Source organism: Microbaculum marinum, from assembly GCF_037855135.1.
Classification (GTDB): domain Bacteria; phylum Pseudomonadota; class Alphaproteobacteria; order Rhizobiales; family Tepidamorphaceae; genus Microbaculum; species Microbaculum marinum.
Genome location: NZ_JAZHOF010000007.1, coordinates 198,071 through 211,571, shown reverse-complemented (window position 1 = coordinate 211,571; position 13,501 = coordinate 198,071). Strand labels below are relative to the sequence as shown.

At 67.2% G+C, this 13,501-nt stretch carries 10 protein-coding genes; 6 read left to right on the top strand and 4 right to left on the bottom strand.

Annotation, left to right across the window (positions count from 1 at the left end):
* Window positions 1-50 precede the first annotated feature (50 nt).
* Complete coding sequence (locus tag V3328_RS17670; protein WP_340331018.1) at window positions 51-1,445, top strand: TolC family outer membrane protein; 1,395 nt, start codon at window positions 51-53, stop codon at window positions 1,443-1,445.
* Window positions 1,446-1,751: 306 nt separating this feature from the next.
* Entirely contained in the window at window positions 1,752-2,645 is an 894-nt protein-coding gene (locus V3328_RS17665) for a DUF2497 domain-containing protein (protein WP_340331017.1), read from the top strand.
* Window positions 2,646-2,681: 36 nt separating this feature from the next.
* Here the strand turns inward: V3328_RS17665 and V3328_RS17660 are convergent, their stop codons facing one another.
* Window positions 2,682-2,987 carry an antibiotic biosynthesis monooxygenase family protein gene (locus V3328_RS17660; protein WP_340331016.1) on the bottom strand — a complete coding sequence of 102 codons (306 nt, stop codon included), beginning with the start codon at window positions 2,985-2,987 and terminating at the stop codon, window positions 2,682-2,684.
* Between the two features lie 127 nt (window positions 2,988-3,114).
* Here V3328_RS17660 and V3328_RS17655 point away from each other — a divergent pair, with 127 nt between their 5' ends.
* Window positions 3,115-5,775: a valine--tRNA ligase gene (locus tag V3328_RS17655; RefSeq protein ID WP_340331015.1), complete on the top strand. Its 2,661-nt coding sequence runs from the start codon at window positions 3,115-3,117 to the stop codon at window positions 5,773-5,775.
* Window positions 5,776-5,808: 33 nt separating this feature from the next.
* Here the strand turns inward: V3328_RS17655 and V3328_RS17650 are convergent, their stop codons facing one another.
* On the bottom strand, window positions 5,809-7,551 hold the full coding sequence (locus V3328_RS17650) for a mechanosensitive ion channel family protein (RefSeq protein WP_340331014.1): 1,743 nt from the start codon (window positions 7,549-7,551) through the stop codon (window positions 5,809-5,811).
* 395 nt (window positions 7,552-7,946) lie between these two features.
* Here V3328_RS17650 and ilvD point away from each other — a divergent pair, with 395 nt between their 5' ends.
* Together ilvD and V3328_RS17640 are read left to right on the top strand one after the other, a co-directional pair.
* On the top strand, window positions 7,947-9,671 hold the full coding sequence (gene ilvD, locus V3328_RS17645) for a dihydroxy-acid dehydratase (protein ID WP_340331013.1): 1,725 nt from the start codon (window positions 7,947-7,949) through the stop codon (window positions 9,669-9,671).
* Entirely contained in the window at window positions 9,658-10,461 is an 804-nt protein-coding gene (locus V3328_RS17640) for a tetratricopeptide repeat protein (RefSeq protein WP_340331012.1), read from the top strand. Before ilvD ends, V3328_RS17640 begins: the two co-directional genes overlap by 14 nt.
* A gap of 486 nt (window positions 10,462-10,947) precedes the next feature.
* On the opposite strand, the gene xth is transcribed toward V3328_RS17640, so the two are convergent.
* Entirely contained in the window at window positions 10,948-11,730 is a 783-nt protein-coding gene (gene xth, locus V3328_RS17635) for an exodeoxyribonuclease III (protein ID WP_340331011.1), read from the bottom strand.
* A gap of 63 nt (window positions 11,731-11,793) precedes the next feature.
* Window positions 11,794-12,135, bottom strand: a complete 342-nt coding sequence (gene erpA / locus V3328_RS17630) for an iron-sulfur cluster insertion protein ErpA (RefSeq protein WP_340331010.1) — start codon at window positions 12,133-12,135, stop codon at window positions 11,794-11,796.
* 97 nt (window positions 12,136-12,232) lie between these two features.
* Between erpA and V3328_RS17625 the strand changes: the two genes are divergently transcribed.
* Window positions 12,233-13,444: a deoxyguanosinetriphosphate triphosphohydrolase gene (locus V3328_RS17625; RefSeq protein ID WP_340331009.1), complete on the top strand. Its 1,212-nt coding sequence runs from the start codon at window positions 12,233-12,235 to the stop codon at window positions 13,442-13,444.
* Window positions 13,445-13,501: the final 57 nt, after the last annotated feature.

Below are 13,501 nucleotides of genomic sequence, written 5' to 3'. Positions count from 1 at the left end.
AGAGCGACCAACGGTTAACCATGGCTAAGTATGCGGCGTCGCGGAGTTTCATGACAGCGAACGAATCCGTCCGAATCGGCTGGGTCGGCGCGGGATGGCGGGCGTTCGCGCTGGCTGCCGCCGTGGCCGCGGGCCTGTATCCGAGCATCGCGAGCGCCGAGACCCTGATGTCGGCCATGGCGTCCGCATACACGAGCAACCCGGACCTCAACGCCCAGCGCGCCAGCTTGCGCGCCGTCGACGAGCAGGTCCCCCAGGCGCTGGCCGGATGGCGTCCGCAGATCTTTGCCACGGGGGTCGTCCAGCACACCCGCAACTACTCCGATCCGGGCGGGTCGAGCCGGTATTCCACCACCGGCGCGACCCTGTCGATCGTCCAGCCGTTGTTTCGCGGCTTCCAGACGGTGAACTCCACCAAGTCGGCCGAAGCGAACGTCCGCTCGAACCGCGAGGTGTTGCGCAACACCGAGCAGAACACGCTGTTCAGCGCCGTCCAGGCCTACATGGACGTGCTCACCAACCAGGCGATCGTCGAGCTGAACCGGCAGAACATCGAGGTTCTCGACGAGCAGCTGCGGGCGACCCGCGACCGGTTTCAGGTCGGCGAGGTGACCAACACGGACGTGGCCCAGGCCGAAGCCGCCCTCAGCGGCGCCTACACGCTGCTGAACGCGTCGGAATCCGACCTCCTGTCGTCGAAGGCGGTCTACCGCCAGGTGATCGGCCGGGACCCGGTCAATCTCGCTCCCGGCACGCCGACCAAGTCGATTCCCACCTCGCTGGACGACTCGATCAGGCTCGCCCACAGCGACCATCCGGCGATCATCGCCTCGATCTATGCTGAGGAGGCGGCCGCCTACAACGTCAAGGTGGCGGAGGGCACCCTGCTGCCGACCGTCGAGCTTCAGGGCAGCGTCAGCCACTTCATCAATCCGAACGGCGTGCTCGATACCCAGTCCTCGGGGCAGGTCGGCGTTCAGGTGACCGTGCCGATCTATCAGGGCGGCTTCGAGTATTCCCAGGTCCGCCAGGCCAAGGAAACGCGCACCCAGGCGCTCCTGCTGGTCGATTCCGCTCGCCAGCAGGTCCGCGCAGCCGTCGTGTCGGCGTGGGGCTCGCTGGAGGCGGCGACCGCCTCGATCACCTCCGCCCAGGCGCAGGTGAAGGCCGCGCAGATCGCCCTCAACGGCGTCCGCGAGGAGGCCAAGGTCGGTCAGCGTACCACGCTGGACGTGCTCGACGCCGAGCAGACGCTGCTTGATTCAAAGGTCTCGCTGGTCTTCGCCGAAAGCGACCGGGTCGTGGCCTCCTACGCCCTGCAGTCCGCGGTGGGCCGGCTCACGGCCAACTACCTGCGGCTCGCCGTCCAGGAATATCAGCCCGCGCAGCATTACGAGCAGGTCCGCGACAAGTGGTTCGGCCTGCGCACGCCCAGCGGCCAGTAACAGCGCGGCCAGTAACAGCGCAGGCAGCGGACCTGGAGCCGTGACGTCGGCCAGGGCCGTCGCGCGGATGGCGGCCGGGACCGGTTTCGCGGATCCGGTGAAATTCGCGCGGGGAAAAGCCCTGCCGCCCCGCGTTCTCCCATTGCCGCGAATCACCTGCTGACTCATGCTGGAGCCCGTCCCCGGGGACGGGCCGTCCCGTCGCTCGCGCCCGGGCGAGGCGACCGAACATCGGCGGGCTCCCGATTTGTGTAGCAGTACGAGGGGGTAGATATGAGCAGGCCGACCCCGGCTCCCGAGCCGACGATGGAGGAGATACTCGCCTCCATCCGGCGGATCATTTCCGAAAGCGACGACGGCGTGGGCCTGTCCGGATCGGCTGCGTCGCTGTCCGGCAGGGGGGATCCGGCACGGGCCGCCCAGGCGGCCGCCGCGTACGAGCAAGGCTCGGCTCCGCGCCCGCCGTTTCGCGACGAGGCGCCGGCTGGCCACGATTCCTATCTGGACCCGGATCACGACGTCCCGCCCCGAACGGCTGTGACCGGAGATGCCTATCCGGCCGGTAGCCCTGCACCCGCCGATGACATCTTCGAGCTGACCGACGACATGGTCGACGACGAGGTCGCGGGGGAGGGCGCTGGGGAGGGCGAGGACACCGTCGGCGGCCTGGACGGCACGGCATCGGCCGATCCGGTCGAAGAACCGTTCCAGGTGCCGCATTGGAACGAGACGCCCGACACGCCGGAAGAGACGGCCGCCGTATCTGCCGGGGCCGCCGAAGACCTCGGCGACGAGTCTGGTGCGCAAGGGGCTGCCGATCAGGAGCCGGCGCCCTATGACCCGCTTGACGACCGTTTCGGCGAGCCGGCTCCCGCCGCGGACGCCGCCCCCGGACCCTTCGCATCCGCGGCCCCGGCCTCCGTCGGCACCACGCCCCCCGCGGATCGTGCTGCGGCGGTGCAGGGTCTGCTGTCGGCCCGCTCGGACGCCATGATTTCCTCGGCGTTCGGTCGGCTGGCCGAGACGATGCCGCCCGCGACGGATGCGGCAACTGCGCCGCGGGCGCCGCGCACACTCGAGGATTTCGTCGGCGAGATGCTGCGACCGATGCTCAAGGAGTGGCTGGACGAAAATCTGCCGGTGATCGTCGAGCAGCTTGTGCAGCAGGAAATCGAACGCGTTTCGCGCGGCCGCCGCTGAAGCCGGCGCCGGGCCCGCGTACTGGCCCGAAGATCGCTACGACGTCGCCACGATGGAGTAGTGGTGTACGGTGCGGTCGAAGTCCTCCAGAGCGGCGACCGCTTCGGGTTCGACGACCGCGAGGTCCGGCGTGTCGCCTGCGAACGCTCTGATCGCGTCGAACGAGGCCCATCTGGTTTCGACCACGTACTCGACGCGGCCATTGTCTTCGCGCTCGAGCAGTTCGGCTCCGTGGAAGCCGTCTATGGCCTTCAGTTCGGGCAGGACGTTGCGCTCGAAATGGTCCCGGTAGGCGTTGCGCCGCTCGGGCAGGGCCCAACCTCTCCACCGCCGGACGATCATCGGCTCCTCCCGGATATCAGGCCTGGTCGCTCCGCGTCACGGATGCAGTCGCCAGCGTGTTGACTCGGCGCCCGGCTCGGGCTTTACGGTGCGCGGCCTCGCATACTGACCTTGTACTGGACACGCCATGCTCGACAAGACCTTCACCCCCTCAGAGGTGGAATCCCGGATTTACGAGTCCTGGGAGGAGGCTGGCGTATTCCGCGCGGGACGTCCCGACCGCGCGGCGGGCAAGCCCTACTGCATCGTCATCCCGCCGCCCAACGTCACGGGCAGCCTGCACATGGGTCACGCCCTCAACAACACCCTGCAGGACGTGCTGATCCGCTTCGAGCGCATGCGCGGCATGGACGCGCTGTGGCAGCCGGGCATGGACCATGCCGGCATCGCGACGCAGATGGTCGTCGAGCGACAGCTCGAGGAATCCGGTCTCCATCGCCGTGACATGGGGCGCGACGAGTTCATCCGTCGCGTCTGGTCGTGGAAGGGCCAGTCCGGCGGGACGATCATCAACCAGCTCAAGCGCCTCGGCGCCTCTTGCGACTGGAGCCGCGAGCGCTTCACCATGGACGAGGGCCTCTCCGAGGCCGTCCTCAAGGTCTTCGTCGAGCTTTACCGGGCCGGCCTGATCTACAAGGACAAGCGGCTCGTCAACTGGGACCCGAAGCTGTTGACCGCGATCTCCGACCTGGAGGTCCAGCCGGTCGAGACCAGGGGCCACCTCTGGCACCTGCGTTACCCGGTCAAGGATGAGCCCGGGCGTTACATCGTCGTCGCGACGACGCGGCCGGAGACCATGCTCGGCGACACCGCCGTCGCGGTCCACGCGGATGACGAGCGATATACCGACCTTGTCGGCAAGACCGTCGTTCTGCCGCTGGTCGGTCGCGAGATCCCGATCATCGCCGACGAATACGCCGATCCCGAGCAGGGATCCGGCGCCGTCAAGATCACGCCTGCCCACGATTTCAACGACTTCGAGGTCGGCAAGCGCCACGGCCTTGCGATGATCAACATCTTCGATGCCCATGCCCGCATAAGCGACGAGGCGCCGGAGAAATACCGGGGCCTGGACCGGTTCGAGGCGCGCAGGCAGATCGTTGCGGACCTGGAAGAGCAGGGACTGCTCGAGAAGATCGACGACCACGTCCTCATGGTGCCCTACGGCGACCGGTCGAACGTCGTCATCGAGCCGTGGCTCACCGACCAGTGGTACGTCGATGCTGCGACGCTCGCCAGGCCGGCCATCGAGGCCGTCGAGCGGGGCGAAACCGTGTTTGTCCCGCGCAACTGGGAGAAGACCTATTTCGAGTGGATGCGCAACATCCAGCCCTGGTGCATTTCCCGCCAGCTTTGGTGGGGGCACCAGATCCCGGCCTGGTATGCGCCCGACGGCGAGGTCTTCGTCGCCCACAGCGAGGAGGAGGCCTATGCGGCGGCGCGCGCCAGGTACGGCGACGATGTCACCCTGCAACGCGATCCCGACGTCCTCGACACATGGTTCTCCTCGGCGCTTTGGCCGTTCTCGACGCTCGGCTGGCCCGAGCAGACGCCGGAACTGAAGCGCTACTACAAGACCGACGTGCTGGTTACCGGCTTCGACATCATCTTCTTCTGGGTCGCCCGGATGATGATGATGGGCCTTTATTTCATGAAGGAGGTGCCGTTCCACACCGTCTACATCCATGCCCTGGTCCGCGACGAGAAGGGGCAGAAGATGTCGAAGTCGAAGGGCAACGTCATCGACCCGCTCGATCTCGTCGCCAAGTACGGCGCCGACGCCCTGCGCTTCACGCTGTCGGCCATGGCCGCCCAGGGCCGCGACATCAAGCTGTCGGAATCCCGTGTCGAGGGTTACCGCAACTTCGCGACCAAGCTGTGGAACGCGGCGCGCTTCTGCGAAATGAACGGCTGCGCGCGCGTCGACGGCTTCGATCCGGCCGCCGTCGGGGAAACGCTGAACCGCTGGATCGTCGGCGAGGTCGAGGCCGCTGCGCGTACCGTCACGGAGGGCATCGAGACCTACCGGTTCAACGAGGCAGCCGGCGGCGCCTACCGCTTCGTCTGGAACGTCTTCTGCGACTGGTACCTGGAACTGGCAAAGCCCGTCCTGGCGGGCGAGGACGGGCCGGCCAAGGAAGAGACCCGCGCGACGGCCGCCTGGGTTATCGACCAGATCCTGAAGATCCTGCATCCGTTCATGCCCTACGTCACCGAGGAACTGTGGGCGCGTCTCGGCGAGGGGCAGTCCGGCGACGAAATGCTGGCGCTGGCCGAATGGCCTAACTTCTCCGGCCTCGTCGACGCTGAGGCGAAGGCGGACATAGACTGGCTGATCGATCTGGTCACTGCCGTCCGGTCCGTGCGCTCCGAGATGAACGTCCCGGCCGGCGCTCGCCTGCCGCTCGTCCTGGTCGGCGCCACCGGAGAAACGGAAGCCCGTGCGGCCCGTTACGACGAGCCGTTGAAGCGGCTCGCCCGCCTCGAGGAGATCACCACGGCCGCTGCCGCGCCGGCCGGATCGGTTCAGACCGTCGTCGGAGACGCCACTCTGGCCCTGCCGATCGCCGACGTCGTCGACCTCGGCGCCGAGCGCGCGCGGCTGGAAAAGGAGCTCAGGAAGCTGACCGACGAGATCGGCAAGCTCGACGCCAAGCTCACCAACCAGAACTTCGTCTCGCGGGCGCCTGAGCATGTGGTCGAGGAGCAGCGCGAACGCCGCAACGATGCCGACGAGGCGCGCGCCAAGCTCTCCCAGGCGCTCGAACGGCTGGCGGGCGCGGCATAGGCAAGTCGCTCCCGCCGCTATAGGCCCCGTCGATCACCGGTCGAAGGGCCGGGCGGGGCTGGCCCCGCTCATCGCTGTCAGGTCGCGTCGCTCCTGACCGGTCTCGTGGTAGACCGTCGAGGAGGGGAAGGCGAACTCCGCTCCCGACGCCACGACGAGTTCCATGATCTGGAACAGGATCTGCTCCTGGACCTCCAGGAAGTCCGCGTAAGCTGATTTCTGGATGAAGGCGTAGATCTCGATATCGATCGAGTAGGCGCCGAGCCGGTGGAGGCGCACGCGAACCGTGTCTGCGTCCACGTCGGGGTGCTCGCGCAACAGCTTCCGCAGTCCATCCAGCACCGTGTGCAGGATCTCCGGCGTCGTCTCGTAGCGCAGGCTCACGTCGAAGCGCATGAAGGTCTTGTCGCGGCGGTTGAAGTTGATCAGTTCCTTGTTTGAAAACTCGGCATTGGGCACCGTGATCAGGGTGCGGTCGAGGGCGCGGATCCGGGTCGAGCGAAGGCCGATCTCCTCGACGGTGCCGACATGGCTGCCGAACTGGCAGAAGTCGCCGACCCGCACCGGCCGGTCGGCATACAGGATCAGCCCGCCGATCAGGTTCTCCAGCGTCGGCCGCGCCGCCAGACCGAGGGCGAGGCCGCCGACACCGAGACCGGCGACGACGCCGTAGACCGGCAGGCCCACCTCCGTCGCGCCGTAGAACAGCAGCGCGATGCCCGCCGCGATGCCCAGTATGCGGGCCCCGATCCGCAGCATGCTGGCGTCGATGCCGGCCGGATCGATCCGCGGCGAGGTGATCACCCATTCCGCGAACGTCAGGAATGCCAGGTAGACGAGCCACGATCCCGCCAGATATGAGACGGCGAAAAGCACCGTGTTTACAACGACGAACGGCCATCCGGTGATGTTGAGGTGGAGGTCGATGATGATGACGGCCAGCAGGGACAGCGCGATGACCGCGATCGGCAGGATCATGCGCCTGGCATAGCGCCGCGTCGCCAGCACCGATTCCGCCCGGCGGCGCAGCATCTGCCGCAGGGTCAGCACCATCCCCGCCCCGATGGCGAGAACCAGCGCCAGCCCGACCCATTGCCAAACGGTCTGCCCCTCGTACTGGTAGCGGGTCCAGTCCGGCAGGTCCTCGATCCAGAGGTACCACTTCGGCGGCAGCAGCTGACCGGGCGTCAGCGTGTAGAACTCGAAGAAGTCCTCGTTGGCGTCATTGCGCTCGAGATAGCCCCGGACGACGCCGTAGGTCTCCTTCGCGAGCGCCACGGTCTCGGCCGAGAACAGGAACTTCCCGGCATTCGGCCCCTCGTCGATCCGCACGATGGTGATGTCCGAATAGGGCAGCGTCCATTGCGTCAGCGGATGGCTCTTGGGCGCCGCCGAAACGGTCACGTAGTCGGGGATCTCGTTGTAGGGCGGCACCGGAAGGCGATCGAGGATCTCCTTGAGGAGCAGCACTGTCTCGGTGCCGACGCGCTCCCGGTTGACCGACGGAACCTCGCTCAGGTCGAGCGTGTCGACCGCCCGGCGCAGCCGCAGTTCGGCTTCCTTGACGAGCTCGGTCACCTCCGGGGCGGTGCCGAAGCCCGGCGTCTCGCGGTGGATCTCGTAGGCCTCGATCAGGTTGACATAGGCCTCCTGCACGTTCCGGCGCAGCGTCTGCAGGGTCGCCCGCGGGCTCGAGAGGTCGGGCGGCGACAGCAGGAACAGGTCGACCGAGTCGAGCGGCTGCTCCTGCGCCAGGGCGGGCTGTGGCGCCGTCACGGCTGCCGCAAAAACCGCAAGAAGTGCGGCTATCCACATGGTCGGGCGACCGCGCTGCCCCGCTCCGGACGGCCGTCGAAGGCGCGATGTTGCATGCCGGCAACGGGCCGTGAGGAATATGCCACGCATCAGTCGTTCTCCCTGCGATGCCCAGATTGCGCCACAAACGTGATGAATTTGCATGTGGTACATGGCTTTGGATCCGATCACCGTTGCCCAAAAGCGACAGTTCCGGGAAACACGGTTGCGACGGTCGGTCTGCCCGCGGGTGTGCCTTGTCTCCCGATCCGCGGGCGTGGCAGTGAACTTGGAGTCGCCACGTTAACAACTATTGCAGCGACTGGCGCCACACTTGAACGGTTCCGGCCCACGAACAAACGGTAACGACGGAAAAGATGGACGCACGCAGCTTCGACAAATCGCGCCTTCCCAGCCGCCACGTGACGGAGGGGCCTGAGCGCGCGCCGCATCGCTCCTACTACTACGCGATGGGGCTGTCGCCGGAGCAGATCCATCAGCCCTTCGTCGGCGTCGCCACCTGCTGGAACGAGGCCGCGCCCTGCAACATCTCGCTGATGCGCCAGGCGCAGTCGGTCAAGCAGGGCGTCGCCGCCGGCAACGGCACGCCGCGCGAGTTCTGCACCATCACCGTCACCGACGGCATCGCCATGGGCCACGAGGGCATGAAGGCCTCGCTGGCCTCGCGCGAGGTGATCGCCGACTCCGTCGAACTGACCATGCGCGGCCACGGCTACGACGCGCTCGTCGGCATGGCCGGCTGCGACAAGTCGCTGCCCGGCATGATGATGGCCATGCTGCGCCTCAACGTGCCGGCGATCTTCATCTACGGCGGCTCGATCCTGCCCGGCACCTTCAAGGGCCGCGACGTCACGGTGGTCGACGTGTTCGAGGCCGTCGGCCTGCACTCGGTCGGCAAGATGTCGGACGAGGACCTGGAACTGCTGGAACAGGTCGCGTGCCCGTCGGCGGGCGCCTGCGGCGGCCAGTTCACCGCCAACACGATGGCCATGGTGTCGGAGGCGATCGGCCTGGCGCTGCCCTATTCGGCCGGCGCGCCGGCGCCCTACGAGATCCGCGACCGGTTCTGCATGGCCGCCGGCGAGAAGGTGATGGAACTGGTCCGCCAGAACATCCGGCCGCGCGACATCGTCACCCGCAAGGCGCTCGAGAACGCCGCGACCGTCGTCGCCGCCTCCGGCGGCTCCACCAATGCCGGCCTGCACCTGCCCGCCATGGCGCACGAGTGCGGCATCGAGTTCAACCTGTTCGACGTCGCTGAAATCTTCCGCAAGACTCCCTATATCGCCGATCTGAAGCCCGGCGGACAGTACGTCGCCAAGGACCTGTTCGAGGCCGGCGGCGTGCCGCTCGTCATGAAGACGCTGCTCGACAACGGCTACCTGCACGGCGACTGCCTGACAGTCACCGGCCGCACGATCGCCGAGAACCTTGAGAAGGTGAAGTGGAATCCGGATCAGGTGGTCGTCCGCTCGGCCGACAATCCGATCACGCCGACCGGCGGCGTCGTCGGCCTGCGCGGCAACCTGGCCCCGGAAGGCGCGATCGTGAAGGTCGCCGGCATGAAGACGCTGAAGTTCTCCGGCCCGGCGCGCTGCTTCGACTCCGAGCAGGAGTGCTTCGAGGCGGTCAAGAAGCGCCAGTACGAGGACGGCGAGGTGCTGGTCATCCGCTATGTCGGCCCGAAGGGCGGCCCCGGCATGCCGGAGATGCTGTCGACGACGGCCGCGCTCTACGGCCAGGGCGCCGGCGAGAAGGTGGCCCTGATCACCGACGGCCGGTTCTCCGGCGGAACGCGCGGCTTCTGCATCGGCCATGTCGGGCCGGAAGCCTCGCTCGGCGGGCCGATCGGGCTTCTGGAGAACGGCGACGTCATCGAGATCGACGCGGTCGAGGGCACCCTGTCGGTCCAGCTCAGCGACGAGGAGCTCGAAGCCCGTCGCGCCAAGTGGCAGCCGCGCGAATCCAACTACCGCAGCGGCGCGGTCTGGAAGTTCGCCCAGCAGGTCGGGCCGGCGCGGGACGGCGCCGTGACCCATCCGGGCGGGAAGGCGGAAGTCATCAGCTATGCGGACCTTTAGTCTCGTCGCGGCAGGAGTGATGGTGACGGCGGCATTCGCCGCCCAGCCGGCGCGGGCGCTCGACCCGTCGCTGCCGCTCGCCCCCGACGCGTCGCCGATCGACGCGTTCCGGATGGGCGCGGAGCTCTACAGTTCCGGCGACCGGCGTTCGGCGTTCAACGCCTTCGAGTTCGCCGCCTCCAAGGGCCATGCGATCGCGCAGTGGAAGCTCGGCAAGATGTACGCCGACGGCGACGGCGTCGAGGAAGACGACTACAAGGCGTTCCAGATGTTCTCGGCGATCGCCGACCAGCACGCCGACGACAATCCCTACACCCCGTCGGCGCGCGTCGTCGCCGATGCCTTCGTCAATCTCGCCAACTACTACAAGACCGGCATCGCGAACGCCGGCATCCAGCCCGACGTCGGCCGCGCCCTCGGCCTGTTCACCCATGCGGCGACCTATTTCGGCGACGCCGACGCGCAGTACAATCTCGCCAAGATCTACCTGAACGGCGACGGCATCGAGCCCGATCCGGTCCGCGCGGTGCGCTGGCTCAGCCTTGCCGCCCGCAAGAACCATGTCGAGGCGCAGGCCGCGCTCGGCGAGGTCCTGGTGTTCGGCGAAGGCGTCCGGCCGCTGCCGGAGAAGGGCTACATGTGGATTGCGGTCGCCCGCGAGAACGCCACGCCGAAGAACCGCGACTGGATCCTCGCCCTCGACCACCGGGCCCGCCAGGTGCTGACCGACAAGCAGATCGAGGTCGGCACGGACCTCGCGGCCTCCTGGGTCGAGAAGCAGGGCAGCTAGCGGCCCCAACTCGAAAATTGCGCCTCCGGCCGCTCCTCACGCTGGACCCCGGCTCAGGGCCGGGGCGTACGCCCGTCGGATGATGAAACCCCTGCCCACAGCACCGACTACGTCCCGGACCTGATCCGGGACCCAGCGCAACACCCGGCGAAGCCGCCGCTGTCACTGCGTCTCCTCGACCCGCAAAAATGAGCCCTCATGGCAAGGAGCGGACGCAGCCCGCATCTCGAACCACGAGGGCGGGCCGCACCAGCAAGCGCCGTCAAGAACTGCGCCTTCGGCCGCTCCTCACGCTGGACCCGGGCTCAAGGCCGGGGCGTACGCCCGTGGGATGGTGAAACCCCTGCCCACAGCACCGATTACGTCCCGGACCTGATCCGGGACCCAGCGTAAAGCCAGGCGAAGCCGCCGCTCTTCCTTCGTATCCTGTGCAACGAGAATTGCGCGCAATGACCCGGTACGGCCGCCGCTGCACGCGGAGACCCTTCAGCCCTGAAGGTCCACCCAGACCGGAACGTGGTCCGACGGTTTCTCCCAGGCCCTGACATCCTTGTCGACGCCGGCGCCGCCGAGCAGGTCCGTCGCCTGAGGCGACAGCAGGATGTGATCGATGCGGATGCCGTTGTTCTTCTGCCAGGCCCCGCCCTGGTAGTCCCAGAACGTGTAGACGCCGGCTTCCGGGTGGCACGCCCGCAATGCGTCCGTCAGGCCGAGCGACTTCAGTTCGCGGAACTTCGACCGGCTTTCCGGCTGGAACAGCGCGTCGTCCACCCAGTTTTCCGGGTACCGCGCATCCTGCGGTTCGGGAATGACGTTGTAGTCGCCGGTCAGCACCAGCGGCTCCTCCAGCAGCATCCGGTCGCGGGCGTGCGCGATCAGCCGGTCCATCCAGGCGAGCTTGTAGGAAAACTTCTCCGTTCCGATCGGATTGCCGTTCGGCAGGTAGATCGAGGCCACTCGCACGATGCCGCCGTCGCTCGGGATTGCCGCCTCCACGTAGCGCGCCTGCTCGTCGCCGTCGTCTCCGGGAAGTCCGGTCAGCACGTCCTCGGGAGGCCGCTTCGACAGGATCGCGACCCCGTTGAAGCCTTTCTGGCCGTGGATCGTCAGGTTGTACCCCGACCCCTCCAGCGCTTCGGCCGGAAATGCGTCGTTGGGCGATTTGATTTCCTGCAGGCAGACCACGTCCGGAGAGGCGGCCTCGAGCCAGGCCTTGAGGTTCTCGATGCGCGCGCGCACGCCGTTGATGTTCCAGGTGGCGATCTTCATGGGTGTCCGTCCCCTGGAACGGCCTTTGCTGAGGAATTGACGCGACCGACCGGACCGTTGTGGTCAGATCGTGAACGAGGTGCCGCAGCCGCACGAGGCGGTCGCATGGGGGTTGCGGACCTGGAACGAGGCGCCGATCAGATCGTCGACGAAATCGATCTCCGATCCGGACATGTACATCAGCGACATCGAATCGATCAGCACGGTGGCGCCGTCCTTCTCGACGACGATGTCGTCGTCGGTCCGGGTGGCGTCGAGGTCGAATTCGTACTGGAATCCGGAACACCCGCCGCCGGAAACGCTGACGCGCAGGGCATTTTTCGACGGATCCTTTGCCAGAATCTGGTTGATCCGTCGCGCCGCGCGGTCTGTCACTGATACGGTGTTGTCTTGGGTATCCAGCATGTGCGATCTCCAGCGAAGCCCGGAAGGGCCCCGGATGCAGGCTTAAGGTATGATGCCGGCCTCATCTGTCAATCCGCGACGCGGTTCGGCAGGGCAAATGTTCAGTTCCGTTCAGTCCGCAAGGGCGCCCTATGCCTGCGATCCGGCGCACGGCCGTGGCCGCTTGCATCCGGAGCCCCCCAGTCCGACCCGCACCGGGTTCCAGCGAGACCGCGACCGGATCATCCATTCGACCGCGTTCCGCCGCCTGATGTACAAGACCCAGGTCTTCATCTACCACGAGGGCGACCACTTTCGCACGCGTCTGACGCACACGCTCGAGGTGTCGCAGCTGGCGCGCGCGCTGGCTCGCAGTCTCCGGGTCGACGAGGATCTCGCCGAAGCCGTGGCGCTTGCCCACGATCTCGGGCATCCGCCGTTCGGGCACGCTGGCGAGCGCGCCCTCAATCGCGCCATGGCCCCCTACAACGGCTTCGATCACAACGCTCAGAGCCTGCGGGCGGTCACGCGTCTGGAACACCGCTACGCGGAATTCGACGGACTGAACCTGACCTGGGAGGCCCTGGAAGGCATCGTCAAGCACAACGGTCCGCTTGTCGATGGCCGGGGCAGGGCGGTCGGGCCCTACCGCGACAGCGGCGTACCCTTGCCGATCCTCGATTACTGTCGCCTCCAGGACCTGGAGATCGCGCGATACGCCGGCGTCGAGGCCCAGGCAGCGGCGATTGCCGACGACATCGCCTACAACAGCCACGACGTCGACGACGGCCTTCGAGCCGGACTCTTCACGATCGCCGACGTCGAGGAGGGCGTGCCGTTCCTGGCCGGCATCGTCGCCGACGTGCGAATGCGCTATCCGGACATCGAGGACACGCGGCTCATTCACGAGACGACGCGGCGCGTCATCACCTGGATGGTCGAGGACGCGCTGGCGGAATCGCTGCGGCGGATCGAACGGCTGGCGCCGGGGTCGGTCGCGGACGTCCGGGCCGCCGATGCCCCGATCGTGGCCTTTTCGGATGCAATGACCGCCGCTATCGAGGAGTTGCGGGCCTTCCTGTTTGCCCGCATGTACCGCCACGGGCGCGTCATGGCGGTGATGTCGACGGCGGAGGCAGCCGTCGTCCGCATGTTCGAGGAACTGCTGGCGCGTCCCGAGCGAATGCCCCAGGACTGGGGCCATTCCGGCGACGTGGCCGACATCGGCCGCCGCGCACGGCTCGTTGCCGACTATATCGCCGGCATGACGGACCGCTTCGCCCTGAGCGAATACCAGCGTTTGTTTGACGAGACCCTGGATTTGCGTTAGTCGGCGCTGCCCCCGTGGCGGAATGATCGGACGCGGGCAATCAGGGACATGTCGAAG

Bases quoted from the DNA above. Each gene is read 5' to 3' on its own strand.
- ilvD (WP_340331013.1), top strand. From the start codon at position 7,947: ATGGACGCACGCAGCTTCGACAAATCGCGCCTTCCCAGCCGCCACGTG.
- V3328_RS17670 (WP_340331018.1), top strand. From the start codon at position 51: ATGACAGCGAACGAATCCGTCCGAATCGGCTGGGTCGGCGCGGGATGG.
- V3328_RS17665 (WP_340331017.1), top strand. From the start codon at position 1,752: ATGGAGGAGATACTCGCCTCCATCCGGCGGATCATTTCCGAAAGCGAC.
- V3328_RS17625 (WP_340331009.1), top strand. From the start codon at position 12,233: ATGTTCAGTTCCGTTCAGTCCGCAAGGGCGCCCTATGCCTGCGATCCG.
- erpA (WP_340331010.1), bottom strand. From the start codon at position 12,135: ATGCTGGATACCCAAGACAACACCGTATCAGTGACAGACCGCGCGGCG.
- xth (WP_340331011.1), bottom strand. From the start codon at position 11,730: ATGAAGATCGCCACCTGGAACATCAACGGCGTGCGCGCGCGCATCGAG.
- V3328_RS17660 (WP_340331016.1), bottom strand. From the start codon at position 2,987: ATGATCGTCCGGCGGTGGAGAGGTTGGGCCCTGCCCGAGCGGCGCAAC.
- V3328_RS17655 (WP_340331015.1), top strand. From the start codon at position 3,115: ATGCTCGACAAGACCTTCACCCCCTCAGAGGTGGAATCCCGGATTTAC.
- V3328_RS17640 (WP_340331012.1), top strand. From the start codon at position 9,658: ATGCGGACCTTTAGTCTCGTCGCGGCAGGAGTGATGGTGACGGCGGCA.